Origin of the sequence: Janthinobacterium longum (assembly GCF_051380735.1) — a bacterium.
In the GTDB taxonomy this organism is placed as follows: domain Bacteria; phylum Pseudomonadota; class Gammaproteobacteria; order Burkholderiales; family Burkholderiaceae_D; genus Janthinobacterium.
Genome location: NZ_JBNYXQ010000001.1, coordinates 1,495,512 through 1,521,591, shown reverse-complemented (window position 1 = coordinate 1,521,591; position 26,080 = coordinate 1,495,512). Strand labels below are relative to the sequence as shown.

20 protein-coding genes, 1 tRNA gene and 1 pseudogene are annotated in these 26,080 nt (G+C 61.7%); 14 read left to right on the top strand and 8 right to left on the bottom strand.

What is annotated here, in order from left to right; genetic code table 11:
* Positions 1 to 42: 42 nt before the first annotated feature.
* Both aceF and lpdA read left to right on the top strand, forming a co-directional pair.
* Positions 43 to 1,719: a dihydrolipoyllysine-residue acetyltransferase gene (gene aceF / locus ACQ4WM_RS06895; protein ID WP_436545924.1), complete on the top strand. Its 1,677-nt coding sequence runs from the start codon at positions 43 to 45 to the stop codon at positions 1,717 to 1,719.
* A 9-nt stretch (positions 1,720 to 1,728) separates the two neighbouring features.
* On the top strand, positions 1,729 to 3,501 hold the full coding sequence (lpdA, locus tag ACQ4WM_RS06890) for a dihydrolipoyl dehydrogenase (RefSeq protein WP_436545923.1): 1,773 nt from the start codon (positions 1,729 to 1,731) through the stop codon (positions 3,499 to 3,501).
* Between the two features lie 56 nt (positions 3,502 to 3,557).
* On the opposite strand, the gene ACQ4WM_RS06885 is transcribed toward lpdA, so the two are convergent.
* Entirely contained in the window at positions 3,558 to 4,190 is a 633-nt protein-coding gene (locus ACQ4WM_RS06885) for a hypothetical protein (protein WP_436545922.1), read from the bottom strand.
* A gap of 210 nt (positions 4,191 to 4,400) precedes the next feature.
* On the opposite strand from ACQ4WM_RS06885, the gene ACQ4WM_RS06880 reads away from it, so the two are divergent.
* Positions 4,401 to 5,549 carry an STAND family AAA ATPase gene (locus tag ACQ4WM_RS06880; RefSeq protein WP_436545921.1) on the top strand — a complete coding sequence of 383 codons (1,149 nt, stop codon included), beginning with the start codon at positions 4,401 to 4,403 and terminating at the stop codon, positions 5,547 to 5,549.
* On the opposite strand, the gene ACQ4WM_RS06875 is transcribed toward ACQ4WM_RS06880, so the two are convergent.
* Entirely contained in the window at positions 5,550 to 6,263 is a 714-nt protein-coding gene (locus ACQ4WM_RS06875; protein ID WP_436545920.1) for a TetR/AcrR family transcriptional regulator, read from the bottom strand.
* A gap of 136 nt (positions 6,264 to 6,399) precedes the next feature.
* On the opposite strand from ACQ4WM_RS06875, the gene ACQ4WM_RS06870 reads away from it, so the two are divergent.
* The 7 genes and pseudogenes from ACQ4WM_RS06870 to ACQ4WM_RS06840 form a co-directional block, all read left to right on the top strand.
* Positions 6,400 to 7,620 (top strand): HlyD family secretion protein, encoded by a 1,221-nt coding sequence (locus ACQ4WM_RS06870; RefSeq protein WP_436545919.1) that lies wholly within the window; start codon positions 6,400 to 6,402, stop codon positions 7,618 to 7,620.
* Positions 7,621 to 7,626: 6 nt separating this feature from the next.
* On the top strand, positions 7,627 to 9,225 hold the full coding sequence (locus tag ACQ4WM_RS06865) for a DHA2 family efflux MFS transporter permease subunit (protein WP_436545918.1): 1,599 nt from the start codon (positions 7,627 to 7,629) through the stop codon (positions 9,223 to 9,225).
* Between the two features lie 46 nt (positions 9,226 to 9,271).
* Complete coding sequence (locus tag ACQ4WM_RS06860; protein ID WP_436545917.1) at positions 9,272 to 10,735, top strand: efflux transporter outer membrane subunit; 1,464 nt, start codon at positions 9,272 to 9,274, stop codon at positions 10,733 to 10,735.
* Between the two features lie 191 nt (positions 10,736 to 10,926).
* Positions 10,927 to 12,639: a methyl-accepting chemotaxis protein gene (locus ACQ4WM_RS06855; protein WP_436545916.1), complete on the top strand. Its 1,713-nt coding sequence runs from the start codon at positions 10,927 to 10,929 to the stop codon at positions 12,637 to 12,639.
* 48 nt (positions 12,640 to 12,687) lie between these two features.
* Positions 12,688 to 14,433, top strand: coding sequence for a dipeptidyl-peptidase 3 family protein (locus ACQ4WM_RS06850; RefSeq protein ID WP_436545915.1), 1,746 nt, complete (start codon positions 12,688 to 12,690; stop codon positions 14,431 to 14,433).
* Positions 14,434 to 14,466: 33 nt separating this feature from the next.
* The gene (locus tag ACQ4WM_RS06845) at positions 14,467 to 15,198 is read left to right on the top strand and encodes a BON domain-containing protein (protein ID WP_436545914.1); all 732 of its coding nucleotides are present in this window, start codon (positions 14,467 to 14,469) and stop codon (positions 15,196 to 15,198) included.
* Positions 15,199 to 15,389: 191 nt separating this feature from the next.
* Positions 15,390 to 15,817: pseudogene (locus ACQ4WM_RS06840) on the top strand (hypothetical protein); the annotation flags it as partial.
* Positions 15,818 to 15,899: 82 nt separating this feature from the next.
* On the opposite strand, the gene ACQ4WM_RS06835 reads toward ACQ4WM_RS06840, so the two are convergent.
* Positions 15,900 to 18,044 carry a dipeptidyl-peptidase 5 gene (locus ACQ4WM_RS06835; protein ID WP_436545913.1) on the bottom strand — a complete coding sequence of 715 codons (2,145 nt, stop codon included), beginning with the start codon at positions 18,042 to 18,044 and terminating at the stop codon, positions 15,900 to 15,902.
* Between the two features lie 160 nt (positions 18,045 to 18,204).
* On the opposite strand from ACQ4WM_RS06835, the gene ACQ4WM_RS06830 reads away from it, so the two are divergent.
* On the top strand, positions 18,205 to 19,251 hold the full coding sequence (locus tag ACQ4WM_RS06830) for a lysozyme inhibitor LprI family protein (RefSeq protein ID WP_436545912.1): 1,047 nt from the start codon (positions 18,205 to 18,207) through the stop codon (positions 19,249 to 19,251).
* A gap of 85 nt (positions 19,252 to 19,336) precedes the next feature.
* On the opposite strand, the gene ACQ4WM_RS06825 is transcribed toward ACQ4WM_RS06830, so the two are convergent.
* From ACQ4WM_RS06825 to ACQ4WM_RS06805, 5 genes are all read right to left on the bottom strand, one after another.
* Positions 19,337 to 19,717, bottom strand: a complete 381-nt coding sequence (locus ACQ4WM_RS06825) for a hypothetical protein (protein ID WP_436545911.1) — start codon at positions 19,715 to 19,717, stop codon at positions 19,337 to 19,339.
* Positions 19,718 to 19,850: 133 nt separating this feature from the next.
* Positions 19,851 to 19,926, bottom strand: a tRNA-Lys gene (locus ACQ4WM_RS06820).
* A 67-nt stretch (positions 19,927 to 19,993) separates the two neighbouring features.
* Entirely contained in the window at positions 19,994 to 21,760 is a 1,767-nt protein-coding gene (locus ACQ4WM_RS06815) for a GspE/PulE family protein (RefSeq protein WP_436545910.1), read from the bottom strand.
* A gap of 45 nt (positions 21,761 to 21,805) precedes the next feature.
* Positions 21,806 to 22,594: a spermine/spermidine synthase domain-containing protein gene (locus tag ACQ4WM_RS06810; protein WP_436545909.1), complete on the bottom strand. Its 789-nt coding sequence runs from the start codon at positions 22,592 to 22,594 to the stop codon at positions 21,806 to 21,808.
* A 93-nt stretch (positions 22,595 to 22,687) separates the two neighbouring features.
* On the bottom strand, positions 22,688 to 23,200 hold the full coding sequence (locus ACQ4WM_RS06805) for a glycine zipper 2TM domain-containing protein (protein WP_436545908.1): 513 nt from the start codon (positions 23,198 to 23,200) through the stop codon (positions 22,688 to 22,690).
* A 344-nt stretch (positions 23,201 to 23,544) separates the two neighbouring features.
* On the opposite strand from ACQ4WM_RS06805, the gene ACQ4WM_RS06800 reads away from it, so the two are divergent.
* The 3 genes from ACQ4WM_RS06800 to ACQ4WM_RS06790 all read left to right on the top strand — a co-directional run bounded on the left by ACQ4WM_RS06800 (position 23,545) and on the right by ACQ4WM_RS06790 (position 26,054).
* Positions 23,545 to 24,012 (top strand): barstar family protein, encoded by a 468-nt coding sequence (locus tag ACQ4WM_RS06800; protein WP_436546217.1) that lies wholly within the window; start codon positions 23,545 to 23,547, stop codon positions 24,010 to 24,012.
* A gap of 92 nt (positions 24,013 to 24,104) precedes the next feature.
* Positions 24,105 to 24,713, top strand: coding sequence for a phosphoribosylglycinamide formyltransferase (gene purN, locus ACQ4WM_RS06795; protein WP_436545907.1), 609 nt, complete (start codon positions 24,105 to 24,107; stop codon positions 24,711 to 24,713).
* A 21-nt stretch (positions 24,714 to 24,734) separates the two neighbouring features.
* Positions 24,735 to 26,054, top strand: coding sequence for an RsmB/NOP family class I SAM-dependent RNA methyltransferase (locus ACQ4WM_RS06790; RefSeq protein ID WP_436545906.1), 1,320 nt, complete (start codon positions 24,735 to 24,737; stop codon positions 26,052 to 26,054).
* Positions 26,055 to 26,080 lie beyond the last annotated feature (26 nt).

The following is a 26,080-nucleotide window of genomic DNA, read 5'->3' as shown; positions in this document are numbered from 1 at the left end:
TATCTGCGGGTCCATCTGACAAATAAAATAACGGAGCAAGCTATGAGCATTGTGGAAGTCAAAGTCCCGGATATCGGCGATTTCAAGGAAGTCGAGATTATCGAACTGATGGTCAAGCCAGGTGATGCGGTCAAGGTCGACCAGTCCCTGATCACGGTCGAATCGGACAAGGCCAGCATGGAAATTCCATCGAGCCACGCCGGGGTCGTCAAGGAAGTGAAAGTCAATGTCGGCGACAAGATCGCCGAAGGTTCGCTGGTGCTGCTGCTGGAAGTGGCGGACGACGCCTCGGCGCCGGCGCCTGCCGCTGCTGCTCCTGCACCGGCTGCCGAAGCCGCACCTGCGCCTGCTGCTGCCCCTGCCGCCGCCGCGCCTGCGCCGGCCGCCGCGCCAGCGGCCGCTGGTGGGCTGGTCGATGTCACCGTGCCCGATATCGGCGACTTCAAGGAAGTCGAAGTCATCGAACTGATGGTCAAGGTTGGCGACACCATCAAGGTGGACCAGTCCTTGCTGACGGTCGAATCGGACAAGGCCAGCATGGAAATTCCATCGAGCCATGCCGGCGTCGTGAAAGAATTGAAAGTCAAGGTTGGCGACAAGGTTGCCAAGGGCTCGCTGGTACTGGTGGTGGAAACCACCGGTGGCGCTGCCGCTCCTGCTGCAGCCCCCGCAGCTGCGCCTGCGGCCGCACCGGCGCAAGCTGCCGCTGCACCAGCCGCAGCGACCGCTGCTGCTCCTGCAGCTGCACCTGCTGCTCCGGCAGCGCCGGCCGTCAGCGGCAAGCTGGCGCACGCCTCGCCATCGATCCGCAAGTTTGCGCGCGAACTGGGCGTGGACCTGGCCCGTGTTGGCGGATCCGGTCCGAAAGGCCGCATCACCCAGGAAGACGTGCAGAACTTCGTCAAGGGCGTGATGTCGGGCGCCGTTGCCGCGCCAAATGCACCAGTCGCAGCCAAGGGCGGTTCGGGCGTTGGCCTGGACCTGCTGCCATGGCCTTCGCTCGATTTTGCCAAGTTCGGCGCCACCGAACTGCTGCCGCTGTCGCGCATCAAGAAAATCTCGGGCCCTAACCTGCACCGCAACTGGGTCATGATCCCGCACGTCACGCAGTTCGACGAAGCCGATGTCACCGATCTGGAAGCGTTCCGCGTCGACACCAACGCAGCCAATGCGAAGAACAAGGATGCGGCCAAGCTGACCATGCTGGCCTTCGTCATCAAGGCCTGCGTCGCGGCGCTGAAGAAATTCCCGGCGTTTAACTCGTCGCTGGACGCCAAGGGCGAAAACCTGATCCTCAAGCAGTACTACAACATCGGCTTTGCAGCTGACACGCCGAATGGCCTGGTGGTACCGGTGATCAAGAACGCCGACCAGAAATCGGTCTCGCAGATCGCCAAAGAAATGACCGAGCTGTCGCTGCAGGCACGCGAAGGCAAGCTGAAACCGGCCGACATGCAGGGCGCCAGCTTCACCATTTCGTCGCTGGGCGGCATCGGCGGCACGCACTTCACGCCGATCGTCAATGCACCTGAAGTGGCGATCCTGGGCCTGTCGAAAGCGTCGATCAAGCCGGTATGGGATGGCAAGGCCTTCCAGCCACGCCTGATGATGGGCACTTCGCTGTCGTACGACCACCGCGTGGTCGATGGCGCGATGGGCGCGCGATTCTCGGTGTACCTCGGCGAAGTGCTGGCCGACATGCGCAAAATTCTGCTGTAAGGAGCGACTATGAGCACAGTAGAGGTAAAAGTACCGAATATCGGCGACTTCAAGGAAGTCGAAGTGATCGAGCTGATGGTCAAGGTCGGCGACACCATCAAGGTGGACCAGTCCTTGATTACCGTGGAATCGGACAAGGCCAGCATGGAGATTCCTTCGACCCACGCCGGCGTGGTCAAGGAAGTCAAGGTCAAGGTCGGCGACAAGATCGCCGAAGGCAGCGCGCTGCTGGTGGTGGAAGCAACTGATGGTGCGGCTGCTGCTGCGCCAGCGGCTCCTGCACCGGCTGCCGCTCCGGCAGCGGCAGTACCCGCACCTGCGGCCGCAGCCATCCCGGCCGGCAGCTATGCCGGCCAGGTCGACATCAGCGTCGACATGATGGTGCTGGGCGGCGGTCCTGGCGGCTATTCGGCAGCGTTCCGCGCGGCCGACCTGGGCCTCAGCACTGCTATCGTCGAGCGTTATGCGACGCTGGGCGGCGTGTGCCTGAATGTCGGCTGCATCCCGTCGAAAGCACTGCTGCATGTCGCTTCCGTGATCGACGAGACGGCGCACATGGGCAATACCGGCGTCACGTTCGCCAAGCCGACCATCGACATCGACCAGGTGCGTGCGTACAAGGAAGGCGTGATCAAGAACATGACGGGCGGCCTGGCCGGCATGGCCAAGGCACGCAAGACCCAAGTCATCACCGGCGTGGGCCAGTTCCTGTCTGCCAACCACATTGAAGTGACGGCGGCCGACGGCACGAAAAAAGTCGTGCAGTTCAAGCAGGCGATTATCGCCGCCGGTTCGTCGGTAGTAAAACTGCCGTTCGTGCCCGAAGATCCGCGCATCGTCGATTCGACCGGTGCTTTGGAGTTGCGCCAGATTCCGAAACGCATGCTGGTCATCGGCGGCGGCATTATCGGCCTTGAAATGGCCACCGTGTATTCGACGTTCGGTGCGCGTATTGATGTGGTCGAAATGATGGACGGCCTGATGCAGGGCGCCGACCGCGACGCCGTCAAGGTATGGCAGAAGTTCAACGAGAAGCGCTTCGACAACATCATGACCAAGACCAAGACGGTCGCAGTGGAAGCGCTGCCTGAAGGCATCAAGGTCACGTTCGAAGCGGCCGAAGCCGGTGCCACCGCGCCGGCGCCGCAAATCTACGACCTGGTGCTGGTGGCCGTGGGCCGCAGCCCGAATGGCAAGAAGATTGCTGCCGACAAGGCAGGCGTGACCGTGACGGATCGCGGCTTTATCGAAGTTGACAGCCAGATGCGCACCAATGTGCCGAACATCTTCGCCATCGGCGACCTGGTGGGCCAGCCGATGCTGGCGCACAAGGCCGTGCACGAAGGCCACGTGGCAGCAGAAGCTGCCGCAGGCCAGAAGTCGCACTTCGACGTCAAGGTGATTCCATCGGTCGCCTACACGGATCCGGAAGTGGCATGGGCCGGCATTACCGAAGACGAAGCGAAAGCCAAGGGCATCAAGGTCGAGAAGGGCCATTTCCCGTGGGCCGCTTCGGGCCGCGCCGTGGCCAATGGCCGCGCCGAAGGTTTCACGAAACTGTTGTTCGACGCTGAAACCCACCGCATTATCGGCGGCACCATCGTCGGCACGCATGCCGGCGACATGATAGGCGAGATCGCGCTGGCGATTGAAATGGGCTGCGATGGCACCGATATCGGCAAGACCATCCATCCTCACCCGACCCTGGGTGAATCGATCGGCATGGCGGCGGAAGTTTATGAAGGCGTGTGCACCGACTTGCCGCCACCGCGCAAGCGCTGATTTCAAGGCTGTGTATGCAAAAAACCCGCAAGCGATTGCGGGTTTTTTATTGCCGTTCAGTTTTCTTTGCGGACCTCGCTCAGCGACGCCGAGGCCGAGCCGACCAGCAAAATGATATATGCGTTCATCTCCAGCAGTTCTTCGATAAAGCCCGAATCCTGTTCCGACAGCGCGTGGAATTTTTTCTTGTCGAAAGGCCAGCCGGACGCCATCAGTACGGCCCCGCACAGGGCGGTAATAATGACGGGGGTGGCCAGCAGTTGCCAGCGCAGGGCCCAGATTCCACGGATGCGCGAGGCGAATGCCACCAGGTAGACCACCCAGCAGCTCCAGCCTATGCCGCGCAGGATATGTTCGGTCCAGGGCCAGAACTGGTTGCCCGGTACGCCGAAGTCGCGGATGACCACTTCGCGCAGCAGGAAGGAATACATCAGCAGCGACAGGCCGGCGTGCAGCATGAAGCCCACGCTTTTCTTGTCGAGCTTGCTGGCGCGCCAGCCATGCACCAGGCAGGCCAGCAGCAGGGCCACCGCCTGGATGTTTTCCATCAAGTGGTTTTCGTCTGCCAGGTGCGGATCGACGCCATAGCCCACCCAGCAGGCGAGCGACAGGGTGGCCAGAAAGGCGAGCAGGGTCGCCACATGCGGTGCGGGGCGGGTGGCAGGAATGCCTATGGTATTGAGTAACATTATTTTGTGCTTGCAAATATTGGGGAGCAGGCAACTATACACGCGATCTTGTTTGCACATATGCCGTCGGTGAAAATTGGTGAGTATTGCTTCAGGGAAAAATGGCACAATACAGGTCCGAAGTGATGTTCGCTCTGCCTGGCCAGATGGTGTGATTTTTCCTTGTGCGTCTGCGCTCAAGCCAGACTGTGCCGAGAAAGAAGTGCAACGATGAAAAAATTTACCGCCCTTCATCTCGCCGACATGCGCCTGCGCCGTGCCGACGAGCAAATCCACGCGCCGGTGCTGCACGCCCTGTTCCAGGACTTGGCAGCCCTGTGCGATGCGGGCACGCAGATCGATGCGATCTTTTTTACGGGCGAGCTGGTGGCGCCGGACGCCTGCGCCGGTACCACGCCCGCCTATGTCTATGAATACCTGCTGCGGCCCTTGTTGCAGGCCGCCAGCTTGCCGGGCGCACGTTTTTATCTGGTGCCGGGCAGCCGCTTCCCTGGCGGCACGGCGGTCAACGCTGGACGCGCGGGTTTCAGCTTTTTTTCCGCTGGCGAATACGCCACGGCCGAGCAGCGCGCGCTGTACAAGAATATCCATGCCGTCTTCCATGGCAACAACCATACGGGTGACAGCAGTTCCCTGATGAAGTCGCTGGGCATCCTGTTCAAGAGCAGTCCTGCCAGCCTGTATGGCGGCCCGGCGCAACGCGCGGCCTATGCCTTGCTGGAATACGATGCCGAGGCGGCTGGCGCGCAATGGACGGTGGCCCTGCGCGAATTCGACGAGGCCGGCAAGGCGTTCTTGCAGTCCGTGCTGTACACGCCGAATGGCCACGAGTCGGCCGAACGCGATGCCGAATATGTGTTTTCCACGTTGTTGCCGCAGTTGGCCCGCGATGGCGCCTGCCTCGATGGCTTGCTGGGCAAGCATGCGTTGTCGCGGCAGACCCTGCCGGACGATCCACAGGCGGCGCGCGAGTTCCTGATTGAGCTGGCGTTCGTGCTGTTTGATGCCAGGACCTTGTTCTTGCAGCAAGATGAGCTGGAACGCTTTGCCAGCGATTATTGCGCCGTCAAGGGCTGGGACTTGCCGGCGGAGCAATGGCTGGCGCCCTTGTATGCGAAGGGCTTGTTGCTGCAGGCCGACGGCCAGGTGGTGTTTGCCTACGATTATTTCCGCACCTATTTCCTGGCGCAGCGCTTTGAAACCTCGTTTGGCCTGATGCCCTATGGTCCGCAGCGGCGTGATGGCATGGTTGCCGTGCTGCAGCTGGACGGCAGGTCGGCGGCGCGTCCTTTCCTTAGTGCTCTTGGGGTGGAGAGCGAGCCCAGCGCACCGGCGCAAGAGGTTTGCAAACGTTCCTGATCAGGCTGGCGGGTGCTGCAGGGTGGCGCGCAGGAACAGGTCCAGCCTGACTTCCACCAGCTGGCGCAACTGCGCCACGTGCGGTTGCGTCTGCGGCAGGAACAGCAGGCGCGACAGCTGGTCGCCCAGCAGGCAATCGATCAGGTGCCTGGACAGCAGATCCGGTGTCAGGGCGGCCCGGAACAGCGGCGCGATATCGGGCCGGCTGAAAAATTGGCTCAGCATCTCGCGCGTCTGGCCTGGCCCTACCTTGTAGAACGATTCTGCCAGCTCCGGGTGGCTGGCCGCCTCGGCGATCACCATGCGGTTCAAGCGGATCGCCGCCGGCATCGTGACCAGCTGCATGAACAGCAGGCCAAAGTCGGCCAGTATGATAGTCAGCGGTCGCATGTCGGTCTGCAGTGCCGGCATCGAGGAAAAATACGCCGCGCGTTTCTGTTCCACCACCGCGTTGAACAAGCCGGACTTGCCGCCAAACTTCACATAGATGGTGCGCACGGCCACATGCGCTTCGCGTGCGATCATCTCCAGGCTGACCTTGCCGTATCCCTTGTCCAGAAACAGGTGGCCTGCCGTATGCAGCAGGTTTTCCGCGCGCGCCTCCATGTCGGCGGCGCGTGGCCGGCCGGCGCTCTTGCCGCAGCAGCCTTGCTCCATATTGTCATGGTCGGCGGATTCGGTGGGGCGGGTGTCGCTGAGGCCTGGCTCGGACATGGTCTGGGTCTCGTGGAGGGTGAATGATGGCTGACACTGTAGTGCAAATTAAAATGAAATGCAATCGTTTCATTTCTTGACAAGCGGATTTGTTTGTCCAATAATGAACCTATATCATTTCATTTTGGAGCGCAGCATGCCCACCCCGTCCAGTTCCGCCGAGCAATCCGGCACCGTTCCGCCAGCAGGCCCAGTAGCCGCCCGTATCGCTCCCGCGCCGGCTGCGGCCCCCGCTGCACCGAATCATCGCGTGAAAATCATTGCCGGCCTGATTGTGCTCGTTGCGCTGGGCGCCGGCGCCCGCATGTGGTACCGCAGCCACTATTTTGTGGAAACAGAAAACGCCTATGTGGCCGGCCACGTGCATCCGGTGTCGTCGCGCATTGCCGGCGTTGTCACCAAGGTCTTTATCGATGACAACCAGATCGTGAAAGAGGGCGACGTGATCGCCGAACTCGACCCGTTCGACCAGCGCGTAAAAACCGAACAGATCGCTGCCCAGATCGCCAGCGCCGAACAGCAAGTGCTGCAGGCCGACGCGCAGATCGCGCAAGTGAAGGCACAGGCGAGCGGTGCGCAAGCCCAGGTGGCCCAGGCCGACGCCCAGCTGCTGCGCACGAAACAGGACGCCGAACGTTACGGCCAGCTGTACACCAGCCAGATGAAAGCTGTCTCGAAAGCGGAACTGGACGCGGCCAATGCGGCTCGTTCCAGCGCCGTGGCTGACCTGGCCGCACGCCGCGACAGCGTGGTGGCCGCCAAGGCCCAGATTGGTGCTGCGCAAGCTGCGCGCGATGTGGCCAAGGCCCAGGTCGACGTGCTGCGCGTGCAACTGAAAGACGCCGAGCAGCAGCTGCAATACAACCGCATCCTGGCTCCTGTCTCCGGCCGCATCGGCAAGCGCAACGTGGAAACCGGTATGCGCGTGCAGCCCGGCCAGCAACTGACGGCCATCGTGCAGGATAACGTGTGGGTCACCGCCAACTTCAAGGAAACCCAGCTGGCCGACCTGCGCCCTGGCCAGAGCGTGCATGTGTCGGTCGATGCCATGCCTGGCAAGGATCTGGTTGGTACCGTGGACAGCTTCGCACCAGCTTCGGGCGCGCAGTTCGCACTGCTGCCGGCCGATAACGCCACCGGCAACTTCACCAAGATCGTCCAGCGCGTGCCGGTCAAGATCGTGTTCCAGCCGCAGGACATCAAGGCCATGAACGGCCGCCTGGTGCCGGGCATGTCGGTGATCGCCGAAGTGGAAATCAACCAGGCTGACAATCAGCCGGCGCGCCATGCTGCTGCACCGGCCAACGCACCGGCCAACGCACCGGCCAACCCAGCCGCCGCCAGCGCCGCCCGCTAAGTTCCCATGAGCAGCCCCACAACCACGCTGGCGAAACCGCCAGCCTTCCACGTGCCGGACGAGAAAGTCTCCGCGCGCACCTGGCTGGCGGTCGCCGCCGGCATGCTGGGTGCCTTCATGGCGGTGCTCGACATCCAGATCACCAACTCTTCGCTCAAGGATATCCTGGGCTCGCTGTCGGCCACCCAGGAAGAAGGTTCGTGGATTTCCACCGCCTACCTGGTGGCCGAAATCATCGTCATTCCGCTCACCGCGCTGCTGGCGCGCGTGTTCAGCCTGCGCGGCTACATGATAGGCACCACCTCGTTCTTCCTGCTGTTTTCCACCTTGTGCGGTACGGCCTGGAACCTGGAAAGCATGATCGTGTTCCGCATGCTGCAGGGCTTCACGGGCGGCGCGCTGATCCCGATGGCGTTCACGCTGGTGATGCTCAAGCTGCCGCCGTCGAAGCGCGCCACCGGCATGGCCATTTTCGGCCTGACCGCCACCCTGGCGCCGGCCATGGGCCCGACCCTTGGTGGCTATCTGAGCGAGCTGTATGGCTGGCCGTCGATCTTTTATATCAACTGGGTACCGGGCGTGCTGCTGATCGTCGGCATGATCTACGGCCTGGACCGCGAGCCAACCAACCTGAAACTGTTCTGGAAGGCCGACTGGCTCGGCATCTTCTTCATGGCGCTGGGCCTCGGTTGCCTGACGATTTTCCTGGAAGAGGGCAACTCGAAGGACTGGTTCGATTCCGTCTTCATCATTACCTTTGCCGCGCTGGCCTTGGTCGGCCTGTTGGGCTGGGTGGTCACCAGCACTACGCGGGCCGAACCGTTCGTCAACCTGGGTCTGTATAGCCAGCGCAATTTCCTGGTCGCGACCCTGCTGTCGGCGGTAACGGGCATGGGCCTGTACGGTTCGGCCTTCCTGCTGCCGCTATTCCTGGGCCAGATCGCCGGCTATTCGCCGATGCAGATCGGTGAAGTCATCATGTGGGTGGGCTTGCCGCAGCTGTTCATCATGCCCTTCGTCGCCAAGCTGTCATCCGTGGTCGACAACCGCATCCTGTGCTCGTTCGGCCTGCTGCTGTTCGGCGGTTCCTGCCTGATGAATGCCTATATGGATGCGTCCACAGGCTACGACCAGCTGCTGTGGTCGCAAGTGGTGCGCGCGCTGGGCCAGCCCTTCGTGATGCTGACCCTGTCGAACTTCGCCATGAAGGGCATTGCACCGAAAGACATGGCGTCGGCCTCGAGCCTGTTCAACATGACGCGCAACCTGGGCGGCTCGATCGGTATCGCGCTGCTGGCCACGGCGCTGAGCACGCGCGAACACTTTCACTCGCAGCGCCTGGGCGAATCGATCAATGCGTTTTCCAGCGCCACGCAATTGCGCATCGACCAGCTGACGTCGTCGTTCATGGCCAAGGGTTTTGATGCGGTCACGGCCGGCAACCAGGCCCTGCAGGCGATCGACGGCATCGTGCGCCGCGAAGCGTATGTGATGGCCTATAACGACGGCTTTTTCCTGGTCGGCATGATCCTGATTGCCTGTATCGTGCCGCTATGGCTGGCCGACAAACTCAAAGCCCCCGGTGGCGTTGGCGGCGGACATTGATCGCTTGCACCGACTGCGCCCACTCAAGAACAAGAAGGTACACATCATGAATACAGTTATCACCAAAATCGCCGCCGCTGCCTCGCTGGCCGTGCTGCTTGCCGCCTGCGGCACCGTGGGCCAGGACTTCAAGGCGCCTGCCAACGTGGCCGGCATCGATACGGCCACTTTCCGCCATGGTTCAGGCACGGCCGACGCCGCGCAATTGCCGGCCGAGTGGTGGAGCGTGTTCGGCGACGACACCCTGAACCGACTGGAACAAAGTGCCTTGCGCGACAACCCCAGCGTGAAAGCGGCCAGCGAACGACTGCTGCAGGCACTGGCGCAAAGCGGCACGGCGCGCGCCAACCAGGGCGTGAACGTCAATCTCAGCACCGGGATTTCGAACGCGCGTACCTCGGCCAATACCTCGCAGGGCCTGGCCCTGGGTAATCGCTCGATCAGCGGCAATAATTTTTCGGTCGGCGGCTCGCTGTCGTATGAAATCGATCTGCTGGGCCGCGTCAAGCGCATGGTCGAAGCGGCCGACGCGCAGGTACTCGCTTCGCAGGCCGACCGCGACGGCGTGCTGCAGATGCTGTCGGCGCAAGTGGCCAGCAACTACTGGCAGTTGCGCGGCCTGGACGCGGAAATGACGATTTTGAATGGCGCGCTCGACACCCGCCGCGAATCGCTGCAACTGGTCGACGCGCGCTTCAATGCCGGCCTGACCAATGAGCTGGACCTGGCGCGTGCCAAGGTCGAACTGCAGAATGCCCAGGCCGACCTGCATGAAGTCAAACGCCAGCGCAACCAGCTGGAAAACAGCCTGGCGATCCTGACCGGCAAGCCGCCAGCGGCATTGCAACTGCCATTGGCCAGCGACCCGGCCGCCTTGCCACAGCCACCGGGAATTCCCGTCGGCCTGCCGGCCACCTTGCTGGCGCATCGTCCGGACCTGGTCTCCAGTGTTGCCAGCCTGCGCGCCTTGAATGCGCAAGTGGGCGTGGCCGAAGGCGCGTTCTATCCTTCGCTGCAGCTGACCGGCAATTTCGGCTATGCCTCGGAAAAGCTGCGCGACCTGGCGCAGGGCGGCTCGCGCCAGTTCAGCGTGGGGCCATTGGCGCTGTCGCTGCCGATCTTCGACGGTGGCCGCAACCAGGCCAACCTCGATCTGTCGAAGGCGCGCTACAACGAAGCGCTGGCCAACCATGAAACAAAACTGCTGACGGCGCTGCGTGAAGTGGAAGACGCCTTGTCGGACGTCGAGCAGCGCCAGTTGCAGGGCGATGCCCAGGCGCTGTCGCAGGAAGCGGCAGCGCGCGCCTACCTGGTGGCGCGCACGCGCTACGAGCGCGGCGTGTCGACCTACCTCGACGTCACCGATGCCCAGCGCAGCTCGCTGGCAGCCGACCGCGCCGCTGTGCAGATCAAGACCCAGCGCCTGCTGGCGACGGTGGCCGTGGCCCGCTCGCTGGGCGCCGGCTGGCAGCCGCAGGGCGACCTGGCGAAGGTCGCTGCGGCGCAATGACTTCCCCGTTTACGTGAGCGTGGCCGGCGGTGGTGCCGCCGCCGGCCCGTAGCGTTGTCGCATTGAACCAGTCGTTTTTGAGCCGCTACAGGCAGGCTGGTCGCATTCATGATAAATTAACTTTTATTTCCAAATGTCAACATCACGGGATGGTGATCTGGATACTTTCACGAATGAATGGATGGACGGCTATGCAAAGTACTAAAATCAGCACGCGGCTTTATACAGGGTTCGGTTTGGTCTTGCTGCTGTTCGTTATCGTGACGGCGCTCGGCATCAATCGTGTGCAAAAAATCGACACGATTTTGACCAATATCAGCGACGTCAATAACGTCAAGCAGCGCTACGCGATCAATTTCCGCGGCAGCGTGCATGATCGAGCGATTGCCGTGCGCGATGTGGTGCTGGCGACCGATATCGCTGCGGCAAAAACCGAGGTGGCTCGCATCGATGCGCTGGCCGCAAGTTATGCGCAATCGGCCACACCGCTGGACCAGATTATCGGCAGCGGCAAGAATGTGAGCGAAGCCGAACGCACGGCGCTCGCTGCCATCAAGGCCAGCGAAGCTAAAGCCCAGCCAATTATTGCCAAGGTGATCGAACTGCGCCTGGCCGATGACGTGGCCGGCGCCAGCGCCTTGCTGCACCAGCAGGGCGCCGGTGCTTTTGTCGGCTGGCTCGCTTCCATCAATCAGATGATCGACCTGGAAGAAAAGATGAGCCGCGAGCAGGCCGACAGTGCTTCTTCGGTTGCGCGCAGCTTTTTCTTCTTCATGGTGATGCTGTGCCTGGGCGCGATTGCGATCGGCATGGTGGCGGCCTGGCGCATCAGCGGTGGCTTGCTGCGCCAGCTGGGCGGCGAGCCTGAATATGCAGCCGCCATCGTCGGCGAAATTGCGGCCGGCAACCTGGCCGTTGATATTGCTACTACGTCCAATGACCGCAGCAGCCTGCTGCACGCCATGCGCGCCATGCGCGACAGCCTGGTCACGATCGTCAGCCAGGTGCGCACCGGCACGCAAACCATCGCCACCAATTCGCGCGAAATCGCGGCAGGCAACCTGGACTTGTCGAACCGCACCGAGCAGCAAGCCGGCTCGATCGAGGAAACCGCCACTTCGATGGAACAATTGACAGGCACCGTCAAGCAGAACGCCGAGCACGCGATCGAAGCCAACAAGCTGGCCTTGTCGGCATCAAGCGTGGCCGTCAAGGGCGGCGCCGTGGTGGCGCAAGTGGTGCAGACCATGGCCGCCATTAATGAGTCGTCGAAGAAGATTGTCGATATTATCGGCGTGATCGACGGCATCGCCTTCCAGACCAATATCCTGGCGCTGAACGCGGCGGTGGAAGCAGCGCGCGCGGGCGAACAGGGCCGCGGCTTTGCAGTAGTCGCCACCGAAGTGCGCAGCCTGGCGCAGCGTTCCAGCCAGGCCGCCAAGGAAATCAAGTCGCTGATCGACGACTCCGTCGAGCGGGTCGACACCGGTGCGCGCCTGGTCGATGAAGCGGGCGCCACCATGCAGGACATCGTCGACAGCGTCAAGCGCGTGACCGATATCATGGGCGAAATCAGCGTTGCCACGCGCGAGCAGTCGTCCGGCATCGAACAGGTCAACCAGGCGATCGGCCTGATGGACCAGGTGGTGCAGCAGAATGCGGCGCTGGTGGAAGAATCGGCCTCGGCCGCCGCCTCGCTGGAAGAGCAGGCGGGCAGCCTGTCGCAAGTGGTCAGCATCTTCAAGCTCGATGACGCGCAAGTGCCAGCGCAGGCAGCGCCACCGGTGCGTGCGCGTCCGGCGGCCGTGGCTGTTGCCAGGCCCGTGGTCAAGCCAGCGTCCAGGCCCGCACCGAAAAAACTGGCTGCCAAGGCGCCGGCCGATGATGCATGGGAAGAGTTTTAAGCGCTGCTCGCATACAATGTGGGCCTCATCACGTCTTGCCGAGGTCCCATGAAACACATCCTGTTCCCGCTGCTGATGGCCGTTGCCGTCGGCAGTGCCTGCGCCGCCACCAATACCACGACCGCCAACACCCCCGCGACCGTCGCGCAACTGTCCGCCATGAGCGCGCGCTATGCGCCGGTCGAGCTGACGGCCGATATCACTCACTTGTCGGCCGGCGACCGCCAGGCCATCGCCAGGCTGGTCGAAGCGGCCAAGCTGGTCGACGTGTTGCAGCTGCGCCAGCGCTGGTCCGGCAATGAAGCGCTATGGGCGGCCTTGAAGAAGGACAAGTCCACCCTGGGCCAGGCCCGCCTGAATTATTTCTGGATCAACAAAGGGCCCTGGTCGGTGCTCGACGGCCACGCCTCCTTTATGCCGGCCAGCTATGCCGGAATCGCGATTCTCGCGCACAAGCCGGAAGCGGGCAATTTCTATCCAGCGGGTGCCACCAAGGCCAGCCTGGAAAGCTGGATGAACGGCTTGTCCGCACAGGACAAGCAGCAGGCGCAATGGTTCTTCACGACCATACGCGCCGACAAGGATGGCCAGTACGCCACCGTCAAGTATTCGGACGAGTACAAGGTCGAGCTGACCAAGCTTGCCAGGCTGCTCGATGAGGCGGCGGCTGCGACCGACAATGCGTCCTTGAAAAAATTCCTCACCCTGCGTGCGAAGGCTTTCCTCGACAACGATTATTTGCCATCCGACTTTGCCTGGATGGACCTCGATTCGCCGGTCGACATTACCATCGGCCCTTATGAAACGTATAACGATGAATTGTTCGGCTACAAGGCGGCCTTCGAAGCATATGTGAATATCCGCGACCAGGCTGAAACGCAGAAGCTGAACTTCTTCGCCAGCCACATGCAGGAACTGGAAGACAATCTGCCGCTGGACGCGCAATACCGCAATCCGAAGGTGGGTGCACTGGCACCGATGGTGGTGGTCAACCAGGTGTATGGCGCCGGCGACGGCAATATGGCGGTGCAGACGGCCGCCTACAATTTGCCGAACGACGAGCGCATCATCAGCGCGCGCGGCTCCAAGCGCGTGATGCTGAAAAACGTGCAGGAAGCCAAGTTCAAGGCCACCCTGACGCCGATTTCCAGGCTGGTGCTGGCGCCCGAGGCGCAGCAGGACGTTGACTTCAATTCCTTCTTCACGCATATCCTCGCGCATGAAATCATGCACGGCCTGGGCCCGCATGCCACCCTGGTCAACGGCAAGGCATCCACGCCGCGCCAGGATCTGAAGGAAACCTATTCCACCATCGAAGAAGCCAAGGCCGACATCACCGGCCTGTTTGCGCTGCGCTACATGATGGACAAGGGGCAGTTGAACGACACCCTGGGGCAGGGCGAAGTGGCCGAACGCAAGTTGTACAACACTTTCCTGGCTTCGGGTTTCCGCACGCTGCATTTCGGCCTGACCGATTCGCATGCGCGCGGCATGGCGATCCAGATCAACTACATCCTCGACAAGGGCGGTTTTGTTTCCCTGGGCGACGGCCGCTTCGGCGTGGATTTCGGCAAGATCAAGCAGGCCGTGATCGACCTGGACCGTGAATTCCTGACCATAGAAGCGACCGGCGACTATGCGCGCGCGCAGGCCCTGATGAGCAAATACGTGGTGATTCGCCCGGAAGTGCAGGTCGCGCTGGACAAGATGAAATCCGTGCCCAACGATATCCGCCCGGCCTTCGTGACGGCGCGTGCGCTGTCGCACAGAGGTTTGCGCGCGACAGGGGTTTAATCTGTGCATCAATCCAAACCGACAGGTTCAATCATGAATAAATTGCTTTCCTTTGTGCTGGCCGCCAGCGCCAGTGCCCTGCTTGCCACCGCACCGGCCCATGCACAAGATACCTCTTATAAATCGCTGACCGACCAGGCGGCGGCCACCTACAAAGAGGCCAAGGCTGTTTGCGATGCGCAGTCCGGCAATGCAAAAAAAGTCTGCACGGAAGAAGCCAAGGTCGCTCGCGCCAAGGCTGAATCGGACGCCGTCGCCCAGCACCGCAACACCCCGCGCGAACTGGCCAAGGTTCGCAAGGACGTGGCCAATGCCGAATATGAGCTGGCCAAGGCGCGCTGCGGCGACCGTACGGGCGCCGATAAAACCAGCTGCATGACCGACGCCAAGGCCAGGCAGCGCGCAGCCCTGGCCGACGCCAGTACGGGCGCGGCAGCCGGCACCAACGTGGCGCAAAATCCCGCACCGGCAACGCGTGAAAATTGCGACGCCATGGATGCGGCCGAGAAAGCCGCTTGCGTGACCCGCAACGCGGCCGGCACCACCAAAAACGTGGTGGCCGACACGGTGATTACCACCAAGATCAAGGCCGACCTGGTCAAGGATGACGAGCTCAAAGCGATGGATGTGCATGTGGAAACCGTCAACGGCGTCGTCATGCTGAGCGGCGTCGTGCCGTCGCCAGCGCAAGTGCAGAAAGCAGCCGACCTGGCGCGCAGCGTGGAAGGCGTGACGGATGTGAAGAATGGCTTGAAGGTGAAGTAAACAAGTTGCAGCCGAAGTCCGGGGTCGCCCGCCGGGTCTGACCCCAGGTTTCCGCTGCATACTTGCGGCGCCTGAAGCGGCGTTTTTATTTTGATTTTATAAAGTATGATCGTCATATATCATGAAATGCCCCGCCACCCGGCGCCCTGCTTTTCATGAGGTCCACATGCTTTCCCTTCCCGTATATCAATGGCTGGCGCGGCGCGCTGCTGCAGCCTTTGAGCCGCGAGTTCGGTTGGGACGTGGAGCAGATCTCGTCGGCGCTGGTGCTGAGCGCCGTGTTGGATAACCGCTGGTTCGATACGCACCGCGGCCTGGTGGCGGGCGTGCTGGCGTTTTCTGCATGCGCAACCGTCCGCAAGACATGGGCCTGCGCGCCTATGGCGCCGATCCTGGCAGTCCGTTGGTGATGGCGCCGGCCGCGAAAATAAGCTTTGCCACGCCTTTCCTGATACTGCGCAGCGCGGCCGGCCATCGTGCCTTCCGGATACTGTTCGCCACCTTCTTTATCTGCGGCCTGTCCACCAACGGCCTGATACAGACCCATTTCATTTCCCTGTGCGGCGACTCCGGCCTGCCGGCCGTGCCGGCCATGATGGTGCTTTTGATTTGTTCGGCTGGATCTTCGCCGGCCACCAGCTGGGCGCCGCCTGCCTGGTGGCGGCGCTGATGGTGCTGGCTTTTGATCAAGCAGCTGGCGATCAGTTCAGATACCTGGCCAGCCAGCCTTCTACCTCGCTGTAGAAGAAGCGGCTGTTCTCGCCTTTCAGTATCCAGTGGTTTTCGTCAGGGAACACGAGCAGCTTGGCCGGCACGTTCAGGCGCTGCTGCACGGCAAAGTTCATCAGAGCATTGTTGGCCGGCACGCGGTAGTCGAGTTCGCCGACGGTGATCAGGATGGGCGTTTTAAAACCGGTCCCTTTTTCGTGGTTGCCGGCTTGCATGATCGGGCTTTGATCGCGCCACACGGGCAGGCCGGACCAGACCGGGCCACCGGCATTGACTTCACGGCCGAAGCCGCCGTCGCTGGTGCCCCACTGCATGATCAGGTCCATCTCGCCTGCGTGTGAGACGATCGCCTTGTAGCGCGTGGTGGTGGCCTGCAGCCAGTTGGCCAGATGGCCGCCGTAACTGGCGCCGCCAGCCGCCAGCCTGGTGCTGTCGATAAATGGATATTTCTTGATCGCTTCATCGACGCCCTGGTTGATCTCGTCAGCCGGTCCCTTCAATGGGTCGAACTGGATGGAACGGGCGAACTCTTCGCCATAGCCGGTGGAACCCTTGTAGTCGGTCAGCAGCACGATATAGCCAGGTTTGGCCAGCAGGTGATAGTTCCACCGCAGCACGAATTGATCGCGCCACATGCTGGCCGCGCCGCCGTGTATTACGGTGAACAGCGGATATTTCTTGTCTGGATCGAAGTTGGCGGGCTTGACGATCATATTGTGGATCTGGCGGCCATCAGCCGTTTTGAACCAGAAATGTTCGGGCGCCTGCCAGGCTATCTTGCCGGCTTTTTCGGTATTGAAGGCGGTCAGCCGCTTCGGCTGCCTGCCATTGAAGGCGTAGATTTCCGGCGGGTTGATGCTGGACTCCCACACGCCCACCAGGGCCTTGCCGCCGCTGCTCAGCGAACTGATGCTGCCGGTGGCCAGCGAAGGCTCTTCGCGCACCTCGCCACCTTTCACATCGATCGAGTACAGCTTTTCCAGGCCCGCATGTTCATAGCTGAAGATGACGCGCTTGCCGCCGTCCGGCAGCACGAAGCGCGAGATGGAACGGTCCAGCTTGTCCGTCAGGATGGTGGGGGTAGGGTTGACCAGCGGCCAGGCAAAGCTTGCCAGGCGTTTCACGTCATACACCTTGCCCGGCGTTTCGGCGTCGCTCAGGGCGAACAGGGTCTTGCCATCGTGTGAAAATTTCAGCGAGCCATAGCTGCGCTGATCCTGCGTCAGCTTCTGCGGCTCGCCGCCTGCCACCGGCACCAGGTACAGCTGGGCATAGGTGGCGGCGCGCTGGGCTGCATCGTGGTTGGTGGCGGCGTTGAAGACGACACCCTTGCCGTCCGGCGTCCAGATGGCGTCAAGCGACTGGCCTTCGTCGCCCTGGCTGCCGCCAAAGCCGGGTAGGGCCACCAGTTGCGTGCCGGACAGGATATCGCGCGGCGTTGCCGCGTTTTGCGCGTCCATGATAAACAACCGCACCTGCTTGTCGGTCAGCCATTTGTCGAAGTAGCGCGGCGCCGTGGTTTCATACGAGCGGGCGCTGTACTTGCGTTCCTTGCGCTCTTTTGCGCTCTGTTTGACATCGGCTTCGGTCTTGTTGCCCGGATAGATATCGCTGATAAACAGCAACTGCTTGCCGTCCGGACTCCATTTCGGCATGCGTGCGCCCGTAGTCAAGCTCGTCAGGCGCTGCGCTTCGCCGCCGGCCACTACATCGAGGCGGTAGAGTTGGCCGGCCTCGTCGCCCTCGCGTTTGGCGACAAACACCAGTTGGCGGCTGTCCGGCGACCAGGTCACGGCGCTTTCGCCGCCTTTGGAGAAGGTCAGGCGGCGCGGCGCGCTGTCGTCGGTCAGCGACTTGATCCACAGGTCCGACCATTGCTCCTTGTTATCGTAGGCGGGATCGACCACGGCAAACACGGCCCACTTGCCGTCAGGGCTGGCGACCGGCGCGCCGACCCGTTTCATCAGCCACACGTCTTCGTGCGTGATGGCATGTTTGGCAGACTGTGTATCAGCGGCGGGCGTGACTGCCGTGGTGGAGGCGGCATGGGCAAGCGAGGCGCACGCCGCGGCGATCAGCAGCGAGGCGAGGGAACGGCGAAGACGGGGTGATGTCATGAGCGGGATCCTGGATTGAATAGTAACGACGAGCAACATTATTGCCCATCAGTTTGCCTGATGCCAAGGCGAGGAACCGTTACTTACCATGGCTGAGGTGCGCAAGCATGGCAAGCAATAGGCTAAACTTGCCGCTTTATATATGCTTGCATTGCCAACCATGAACACTTATTTTTCTTTATTGAAAACGGTCCTGTTTGCTTCCGGCGCGCTGCTGGCCAGCCAGTCCATCGCCGCAGATGGCGCACCGTATCCGAATACCAGCGCGATGGGCGTCGGCCAGGCCGAAACCACCGCCTGGCATGCCGCCTGCATGAAGGTGGCGAATGCCTCGCCGCCGGCGGCCGACCTGCCCGCGCCCGGTGCCGTGGCGTCTCTGCAGCAATGCAAGGCCAGCGACCTGTATTACGATACCAAGAGTATGTCCGCGCCCAAGCTTGACGACTGGCGCCAGGTGCGCCATTGCGCCGTGGCCACCAATAACAGCGAAGTGCTGATGATGTTGTACCAGAACGGCCAGGGCGTGACGAAAGCGCCGCCGCTGGCCATGAAATATGCATGCAGCATCGCTGCCGCGCCAGCCGAAATGGCGGGCAGGGTCGGGCATTTGCAAAAACTGGCCGCCAGTGGCCAGGGCAATATCGACCTGTGCGACGACATTACCAGCGGCTACATGATGGGCGTGTGCAGCGCCATCGACGCGCGCCAGAAAAACCGCGCGCGCAGCCAGGCCAGCGGCAAGGCCAGCCAGGCGTGGCCGGCTGCCGTGCAAGCGTCCTGGCAGAAACTGGAAGCGGCCACGGCCAGGTTTGCCGATGCCCGCGCCGGCAAGGAAACCGACCTGGGCGGTACGGCGCGCGCCGCCATGAGCATTGCCGCGCGCACGGCCGAGCTGGAATTGCTGGCGCAAGACATCAAGCAATACGAGGCGGGCAAGCTGCCGGCGGCCATGACGCCAGCCCAGGCACAAGCGCTCGACAAACAATTGAATGTGATCTACGGCAAGCTGATGAAGCAGCCCAAGCAAGACTACGCTGGCGCCGTCGACAAGGACGGCATCCGCGACACGCAGCGCCTGTGGCTGAAATATCGCGACGCCTGGCAGGAGTTTGGCGCCGTGCATTATCCGTCCGTCAGCAGCCACACCTGGGCCGCCGTGCTGACGGCGCGCCGCAATGCGCAGCTGCAGGAATTGCTGGAGCCATGATGCAGTGACGGCATGCAAGAAGCGCCCACTGTCGTAGCCGGACCTGTTTACGCCTTATTTGCAGGAATACGAACTGGACTGGAAACTACTCGCAGGCGATGGCGTTCGGCTGCGCCACCTTGTCTACCGATGCCAGGCGCGCCATGTCGTGGCCGTCGCCCTCTTCCAGATACGGCTGGTAAGTGTCGATGATGATGCGGGCACGCGCCTGCCAGCCGCAGTTGTCCTGCTGGCGCGCGGGCACGCGCAGCAGCTTGCGCGCTTCGGCGCCATTGGAAAAGCAGAACCAGGCATCGTGGGTGGCTGCCGCCAGGCGGGGCAGGCGGCCCCATTGCGCCTTGTCCGGTATGAAGCAGACCTGCTCGCCAATGATCTGCAAGCTCATCTCGTCCGTGCGCTGGCTGTACTGGCCGTCGAGCACGATGGGCTTGGTCGATGGTGTGTACAGTTGAGAGGCGCCAAGCATAAAAAGGAGGGCGAGATTCACGATGGCCTTTGTGGTGGAGGGGAGGTGGAACATGGTATCACCGCGCCAGCCGCGCCACGGTTAACGAAAAAAGCCTATCTCGAAAGACAGGCTTTTTGGTACTGCGCATTCGTGGTAGGCCGTGCGGGATTCGAACCTGCGACCAACGGATTAAAAGTCCGCTGCTCTACCAGCTGAGCTAACGACCCGAAAGAGGCCGCATTATATATGTGTTTTGAAAGAATGCAAAACCTTTTTGCTGCCACGGTGCCGCATTCAATGCAGGGCCGCCGTGATTTTCAGCACTTCCTCGATGGTGGTCAAGCCGGCGATAATCTGCTGCGCGCCGGCCAGGCGCAGCGGGGTCATGCCGTCGAGTATACTTTGATGCCGCAGCGCATGGAGGTCGGCGCCTTCGCGTATCAGCTGGCTGAAGCGTTCCGTCACGTTCAATAGCTCATACACGCCGGTGCGGCCCCGATAGCCGCTCTGGCGGCAGTTGGCGCAACCCACCGGGCGATAGCAGGAGTCGGGGCGCGCCAGCTTGTCGCCGGCCAGACTGTGCCATTGCGCACTGCCGGGCGCCTCTGCCAGCTGCTTGCATTGCGGGCACAGGCAGCGCAGCAGGCGCTGGGCCAGCACGCCGATCAGGCTCGCTTCCAGCAGGTAGTTTGGTACGCCCAGCTCCAGCAGTCGCGTTACGGCCGAGGGGGCATCGTTGGTATGCAGGGTCGACAGTACCAAGTGGCCCGTCAGCGCCGCCTGGATCGCCATCTCGGCCGTGGCCAGGTCGCGGATTTCGCCGACCATGATGATGTCGGGGTCTTGCCGCAGCAGCGCACGCACGCCGTCGGCAAACGACAGTTCGGGCTGAACCTGCACTTGGTTGAAAGCCGGCTCGACCATTTCGATCGGGTCTTCCACTGTGCACACATTGACCTCGCTGCTGGCCAGCGCTTTCAGGGTGCCATATAAAGTGGTGGTCTTGCCCGAACCGGTAGGGCCCGTCACCAGCACGATGCCGTGGGTGCGCGCCGTCAAGGCTTGCCAGCGCGCGGCGTCCGCAGGTGGGAAACCCAGCTGGTCCAGGCTTTTCATCACCACTTCGGGGTCAAAAATGCGCATCACCAGTTTTTCGCCGAAGGCGGTCGGCAAGGTCGACAGGCGCAGCTCGATTTCCTGGCCCTGGGTGTTGCGCGTCTTGATGCGGCCGTCTTGCGGGCGGCGCTTTTCCACCACGTCCATGCGGCCCAGCAGTTTGATGCGCGCCGTCATGGCCAGCATCACCACCGGCGGCACCTGGTAAGCCTGGTGCAGCAGGCCGTCGATGCGCAGGCGCACCAGGCCCGCGTCACGTTTCGGTTCCAGGTGGATGTCGGAGGCGCGCTGGGCAAACGCGTATTGCCACAGCCAGTCGACGATGCGCACCACGTGCTGGTCGTTGGCGTCCAGGCTGCTCTTGCCACGGCCCAGTTCGACCAGTTGCTCGAAGTTATGGCGCAGCGATAAATCCTGCGTCGACGATTGCCGCGCCACCTTGACCGAGCCGGCCAGGCTGAAAAACTGCGCAATATATTCGGCGATCAGGACAGGATTGGCGATCACCAGGCTCAGTTTGCGCGGCGCCAGCCGCCCCAGTTCGGCCTGCCAGCCCAGCGCGTAAGGCTGTGCAGTGGCAATCACGATACGCTCGGGACTGCTTTCTACCGGCAAGATATTGAAGCGGGCCGCATAGCTGGCCGTCATCACGTCGGCCACCTGGGTGAAGTCGATGGTCAACGGGTCGAGGCGCAGATAGGGCAGCCTGGCGCGCCCGGCCAGCCAGGCGCACAGGGTATCGAGGGTGAGCGGTGCATGCGGCGCCAGCGCCGATCGCAGCTGGCAGTCGGCCAGCGCGCACAGCGGGTGGATGGCCTTGCTGTGCTGCAAGTGGGTCTGCGCGCTGCCACGAATCTCGGCGATATCGGCTGCAGCCAGGTGGCCGTCGGCCAGCAGCCAGGAAATGATTTCCTGCAAATCGAGCGGAGCAGAAACATGGGACATGGCCGGCGCCTTTCATGGCCGCCGGCAAGGTGAAAGCAGGACGGCTTACAGCGTGCTCTGGATGCCCTTGAGCCAGGTTTTGGCGGGCAGCTTGGTGTCGGCGACGATCTGTTTCGCGCGTTCGAGCAAGGTAGCTTGCGCGTCGGCATCGAGTGCGACCCTGGTCTTGAAGGCGATCGCCACCACGTTCCCATCATGGACTTCAGGCAGGCAGATCACCTGTTCGAACGCAAATTTCATCGCCTTGATATTTTTGGCGTAGCTGGGGTGGTCGCCGAACAGGTTGACCGTCATGATGCCGTGTGGCGCCAGGCAGGCGCAGCAGGCGCTGTAGAATTCTGCGCTGTCGAGCACGGGGCCGCGCGCGGTAGCGTCGTACAGGTCGACCTGCAAGGCGTCCAGGGTGCCATGGTTGACCTCGTCGTTGACGTAGTCGAGCGCATCCATTTCGCGCACGTGCAGGCGTTCGTCATTCGGCGGCAGCTTGAACATGGCTTCGCAGATGCTGATCACGGCCGGATTGAGCTCGATCGCGTCAACTTGCGTTTGCGGAAACTGGCGGTAGCAGAACTTGGTCAGCGCCGCCGTGCCCAGGCCCAGCTGGGCCACGCGCTGCGGTTGCGCGATCCACAGCATCCACGCCATCATCTGCTGCGCGTATTCCAGCTCCGGCCAGTCCGGCTTGCGGATGCGCATTGCACCCTGTACCCATTCGGTACCGAAATGCAGATAGCGCACGCCATCCATTTCAGACAGGGTGACGGGCGCGTAGCGCGGCTTGCGCGCGGGACGCGAGGATTCGACTTGTTCGATGGATTTTCGTTTGATAAGCATAAGGCAGGCCTGGAAGTGTGCCGCATTATAGCGTGCCATAAAAAAATGCCGGCCCCTGGGGACCGGCATTGACGACGCCTGGCAACGGCAAACTTACTGCTGTGCAGGCTCGATCGAAACACGCAGGCGTATGCGTTCGCCCGGGTCATACGACATGATGCTCGTGTAGTTGCGGCCGCGGTAGTCATACGTGACCTGGTAGCCATTGTTGCGCGACTCCCAATGGTCGACCTGGCGGCATTGCTTGATCGCCTGTTCCTGCGGGCCACCCTGGTAATTGTTCTGGTTGTCTACCCGGTCGCCGACCACGGCGCCGGCAATCGCACCAGCAGCGGCGGCAGCCGTGCGGCCATTGCCGCTACCGACCTGGCTACCCAGCAGGGCGCCGGCGAGGCCGCCGACGATGGAGCCGCCGGCGCTGCGCTGTTGCGGCGGGGCCTGAACCTGCACGTATTCCGTGCGGCATTCCTGGCGTGGACGGTTGATCTGTTCCACTTGCGGCACGACGCGCACGACCTTGCCGAAATCTTCAAAGTCGGTAGCCTGGGCAAGTGGCAAAGCACCGATACAAAGAGCTGACATGATCAATTTGGCTTGCAGGTTCATTTCTTACCTCGTTATGTGGAGTATCTTCAGGGTCTGGCATCTGGATGTTGTCTGATTGTTTTTTGCAACATGAATCCAGTGTAATCCGCCTGTGTCCGTGAGTGTCATACCGCTGGCAACAAAATGTAACAGCAGAAGCACCTTGCCCCTCAGTCTGTAACATGCACTTTCAATCGATACAAAAGATTGAAAATCGGTTGAAACTCGTGGTTTGTAACAAATCTTGCGTTTGATATCATATTCGGGTTGATTCACGGAGGACAACACGTTACCCTAATACGCGTATGGTTTTAAAGACGCAGTCCGTCGCACCCTGATGCAGGCGACCGATATGCCGCGCGCGTATTGACCCGCAGGCGGCAAATGCAACAAGCACAACAGATCCATACATAACAGGTCGCTTTGAGGGAAAAATGAGTTTGTTAATAACCGTGCCGCCCAACCTTGTCCAGTCCATCCGAGCCTTCCGCGTGACCGAGTTACAAGACGAGGCGGCTCGTCTCGGGCAGCACTTTTTATATGCCTACTGCAACACCGGCCTGACCAAGCAGCAAGTCATCGGCCTGATCGCTGAAGCGTTCCTGTTTCCCAAGAGCCTGGCCAAGAATTTCGACGCATTGCGCCTCTGCCTGACCGATACCATGTTCAAGGCCGGCCCCCAGACCGGTTTCCTGGTAGTACTCGAGCAACTGCCCAATACCCAGAAATTCGACAAGGAAGCGCGCGAAACCCTGCTTGACGTGTTTCGCGATGCGGCCGACTACTGGGCCGAGAAAAAAGTCCCGTTCCGCGTCTTTTACTCCTTCGAATAGCACCGGCGCTGGCTGCGCGGGCGCATGCTGCGCCGCAACAATAATGCCTGCCTTTCTAGATTCACGTCGTCATAGCGGGTACAATGCGCGCTATGAAAAATATCGTTATCCTCATTTCCGGACGTGGCAGCAATATGGAAGCAGTCGTGCGCGCGGCAAAAGCCGAGCAATGGCCAGCCCGTATCGCCGCCGTTATCAGTAACCGGGCCGATGCGCCAGGCCTGGCATTTGCTGCGGAACACGGGGTAGCGACCGCAGTTGTTGCCAACAAGGATTACGCCAGCCGCGCCGAATTTGATGCGGCACTGCAAGTTGTGATTGACGGTTTTTCGCCCGACCTGGTGGTACTGGCCGGTTTCATGCGCATCCTGACCGAACCGTTTGTCGAGCACTATGCGGGGCGTATGCTCAATATCCACCCGTCGCTGCTGCCGCTGTTCCCGGGCATGGCGACGCACCGGCAGGCGCTGGCCGCCGGCGTGACCGAGCATGGCGCGACCGTGCATTTCGTTACCGCCGAACTCGACCATGGTCCGGTCGTGGCCAGTGCCACCGTTCCGGTCTTGCCGGGCGACACAGAAGACAGCTTATCGGCGCGCGTGCTGGTACAGGAACATCTGCTCTACCCGCGCGCCATCCGCCTGTTCATTGACGGTAAACTGTCGATCGAGCATGGCCAGGTCCGCGTGGACCCTCAATAAAATATTACAGGAAGAATAACAATGAGATTGCCACCAGCGATACTTGCCAATGCTGAAGAAGTATTGCGCGAAATTTTACGTTTCACGGCGCCGGCCGATACCACCCTGTCGCGCTATTTCCGCGACCATCCGCGCCTCGGTTCGCGCGAGCGCGGCGCCATTGCCGAAGGCATTTATGCCATCTTGCGCAACAAATCGTTCTTTACCGATTTCGCCGAAGCGGGCAATGGCCCGACCATGCGCCGTTTGACCATCCTCGGCCTGGCCGAAGCGATGGGCGCCGATTCGCTGGGCGGCCTGACGGAAGAAGAAGTGGAATGGCTGGAACGCATCAAGCAGATCGACCGCAACCTGATGCCGGCCAATATGCGTTCGAACATGCCGAAATGGCTGTTCGACAAGCTGATCGCCCAGTTCGGCGAAGCCGAAACCATGCTGCTGGCCGATGCCCTGAACGCACCGGCGCCGCTGGACCTGCGCGTCAACTCGCTCAAGTCCACGCGTGAAGACGTGATGCTGGCGCTGGCCGAAGCACCGATCCTGAGCACGCCGACGCCGTTCGCGCCGCTGGGCCTGCGTGTGCTGAAAAAGCCATCGCTGCAAAACATGCCGCTGTTCCAGAGTGGCGCGATTGAAGTGCAGGACGAAGGCAGCCAGATTCTGTCGCAGATCGTCGGCGCCAAGCGTGGCGAAATGGTGGTCGACTTCTGTGCCGGTGCCGGTGGCAAGACCCTGGCCCTGGGCGCGCTGATGCGCAACACCGGCCGCTTGTATGCGTTCGACGTGTCGGAAAAGCGTCTGGCCAAGCTGAAACCGCGCATGGCCCGCAGCGGCCTGTCGAACGTGCATCCGGTGCAGATCGCCCATGAGCGCGACGCCAAGATCAAGCGCCTGGCTGGCAAGATCGACCGCGTGCTGGTCGACGCGCCATGTAGTGGCCTGGGTACCCTGCGCCGCAATCCGGACGTGAAATGGCGCCAGCAGCCGAACTCCATCGTCGAGTTGCAAGCGAAACAAGCTGCGATCCTGGCTGGCGCTGCGCGCCTGGTCAAGGGCGGCGGCCGCCTGGTGTATGCCACCTGCAGTTTCCTGAACGAAGAAAACGATATGATTGCCGAGCAGTTCCTGGCCGCCAATCCCGACTTCACGCTGGTGCCGATGAGCAAAGTATTGGCCGAGCAGAAGATCGACCTGGAAATGGGCGACTACCTGAAACTGCTGCCGCATTTGCACCAGACCGATGGTTTCTTTGCCGCCGTGTTCGAGCGCAAGGTGATGCCGAAGAAAGTCTACGCCGACGAAAAACCGGCTGACGAGGCTGACGCCGCCGACGCGGAATAAAAAGCATCACTGGCGGCCGCTGCACT

Excerpts from the sequence above, each read along its gene's own strand:
- aceF (WP_436545924.1), top strand. The coding sequence starts at position 43 with ATGAGCATTGTGGAAGTCAAAGTCCCGGATATCGGCGATTTCAAGGAA.
- lpdA (WP_436545923.1), top strand. The coding sequence starts at position 1,729 with ATGAGCACAGTAGAGGTAAAAGTACCGAATATCGGCGACTTCAAGGAA.
- ACQ4WM_RS06885 (WP_436545922.1), bottom strand. The coding sequence starts at position 4,190 with ATGTTACTCAATACCATAGGCATTCCTGCCACCCGCCCCGCACCGCAT.
- ACQ4WM_RS06880 (WP_436545921.1), top strand. The coding sequence starts at position 4,401 with ATGAAAAAATTTACCGCCCTTCATCTCGCCGACATGCGCCTGCGCCGT.
- ACQ4WM_RS06875 (WP_436545920.1), bottom strand. The coding sequence starts at position 6,263 with ATGTCCGAGCCAGGCCTCAGCGACACCCGCCCCACCGAATCCGCCGAC.
- ACQ4WM_RS06870 (WP_436545919.1), top strand. The coding sequence starts at position 6,400 with ATGCCCACCCCGTCCAGTTCCGCCGAGCAATCCGGCACCGTTCCGCCA.
- ACQ4WM_RS06865 (WP_436545918.1), top strand. The coding sequence starts at position 7,627 with ATGAGCAGCCCCACAACCACGCTGGCGAAACCGCCAGCCTTCCACGTG.
- ACQ4WM_RS06860 (WP_436545917.1), top strand. The coding sequence starts at position 9,272 with ATGAATACAGTTATCACCAAAATCGCCGCCGCTGCCTCGCTGGCCGTG.
- ACQ4WM_RS06855 (WP_436545916.1), top strand. The coding sequence starts at position 10,927 with ATGCAAAGTACTAAAATCAGCACGCGGCTTTATACAGGGTTCGGTTTG.
- ACQ4WM_RS06850 (WP_436545915.1), top strand. The coding sequence starts at position 12,688 with ATGAAACACATCCTGTTCCCGCTGCTGATGGCCGTTGCCGTCGGCAGT.
- ACQ4WM_RS06845 (WP_436545914.1), top strand. The coding sequence starts at position 14,467 with ATGAATAAATTGCTTTCCTTTGTGCTGGCCGCCAGCGCCAGTGCCCTG.
- ACQ4WM_RS06835 (WP_436545913.1), bottom strand. The coding sequence starts at position 18,044 with ATGACATCACCCCGTCTTCGCCGTTCCCTCGCCTCGCTGCTGATCGCC.
- ACQ4WM_RS06830 (WP_436545912.1), top strand. The coding sequence starts at position 18,205 with ATGAACACTTATTTTTCTTTATTGAAAACGGTCCTGTTTGCTTCCGGC.
- ACQ4WM_RS06825 (WP_436545911.1), bottom strand. The coding sequence starts at position 19,717 with ATGCTTGGCGCCTCTCAACTGTACACACCATCGACCAAGCCCATCGTG.
- ACQ4WM_RS06815 (WP_436545910.1), bottom strand. The coding sequence starts at position 21,760 with ATGTCCCATGTTTCTGCTCCGCTCGATTTGCAGGAAATCATTTCCTGG.
- ACQ4WM_RS06810 (WP_436545909.1), bottom strand. The coding sequence starts at position 22,594 with ATGCTTATCAAACGAAAATCCATCGAACAAGTCGAATCCTCGCGTCCC.
- ACQ4WM_RS06805 (WP_436545908.1), bottom strand. The coding sequence starts at position 23,200 with ATGAACCTGCAAGCCAAATTGATCATGTCAGCTCTTTGTATCGGTGCT.
- purN (WP_436545907.1), top strand. The coding sequence starts at position 24,105 with ATGAAAAATATCGTTATCCTCATTTCCGGACGTGGCAGCAATATGGAA.
- ACQ4WM_RS06790 (WP_436545906.1), top strand. The coding sequence starts at position 24,735 with ATGAGATTGCCACCAGCGATACTTGCCAATGCTGAAGAAGTATTGCGC.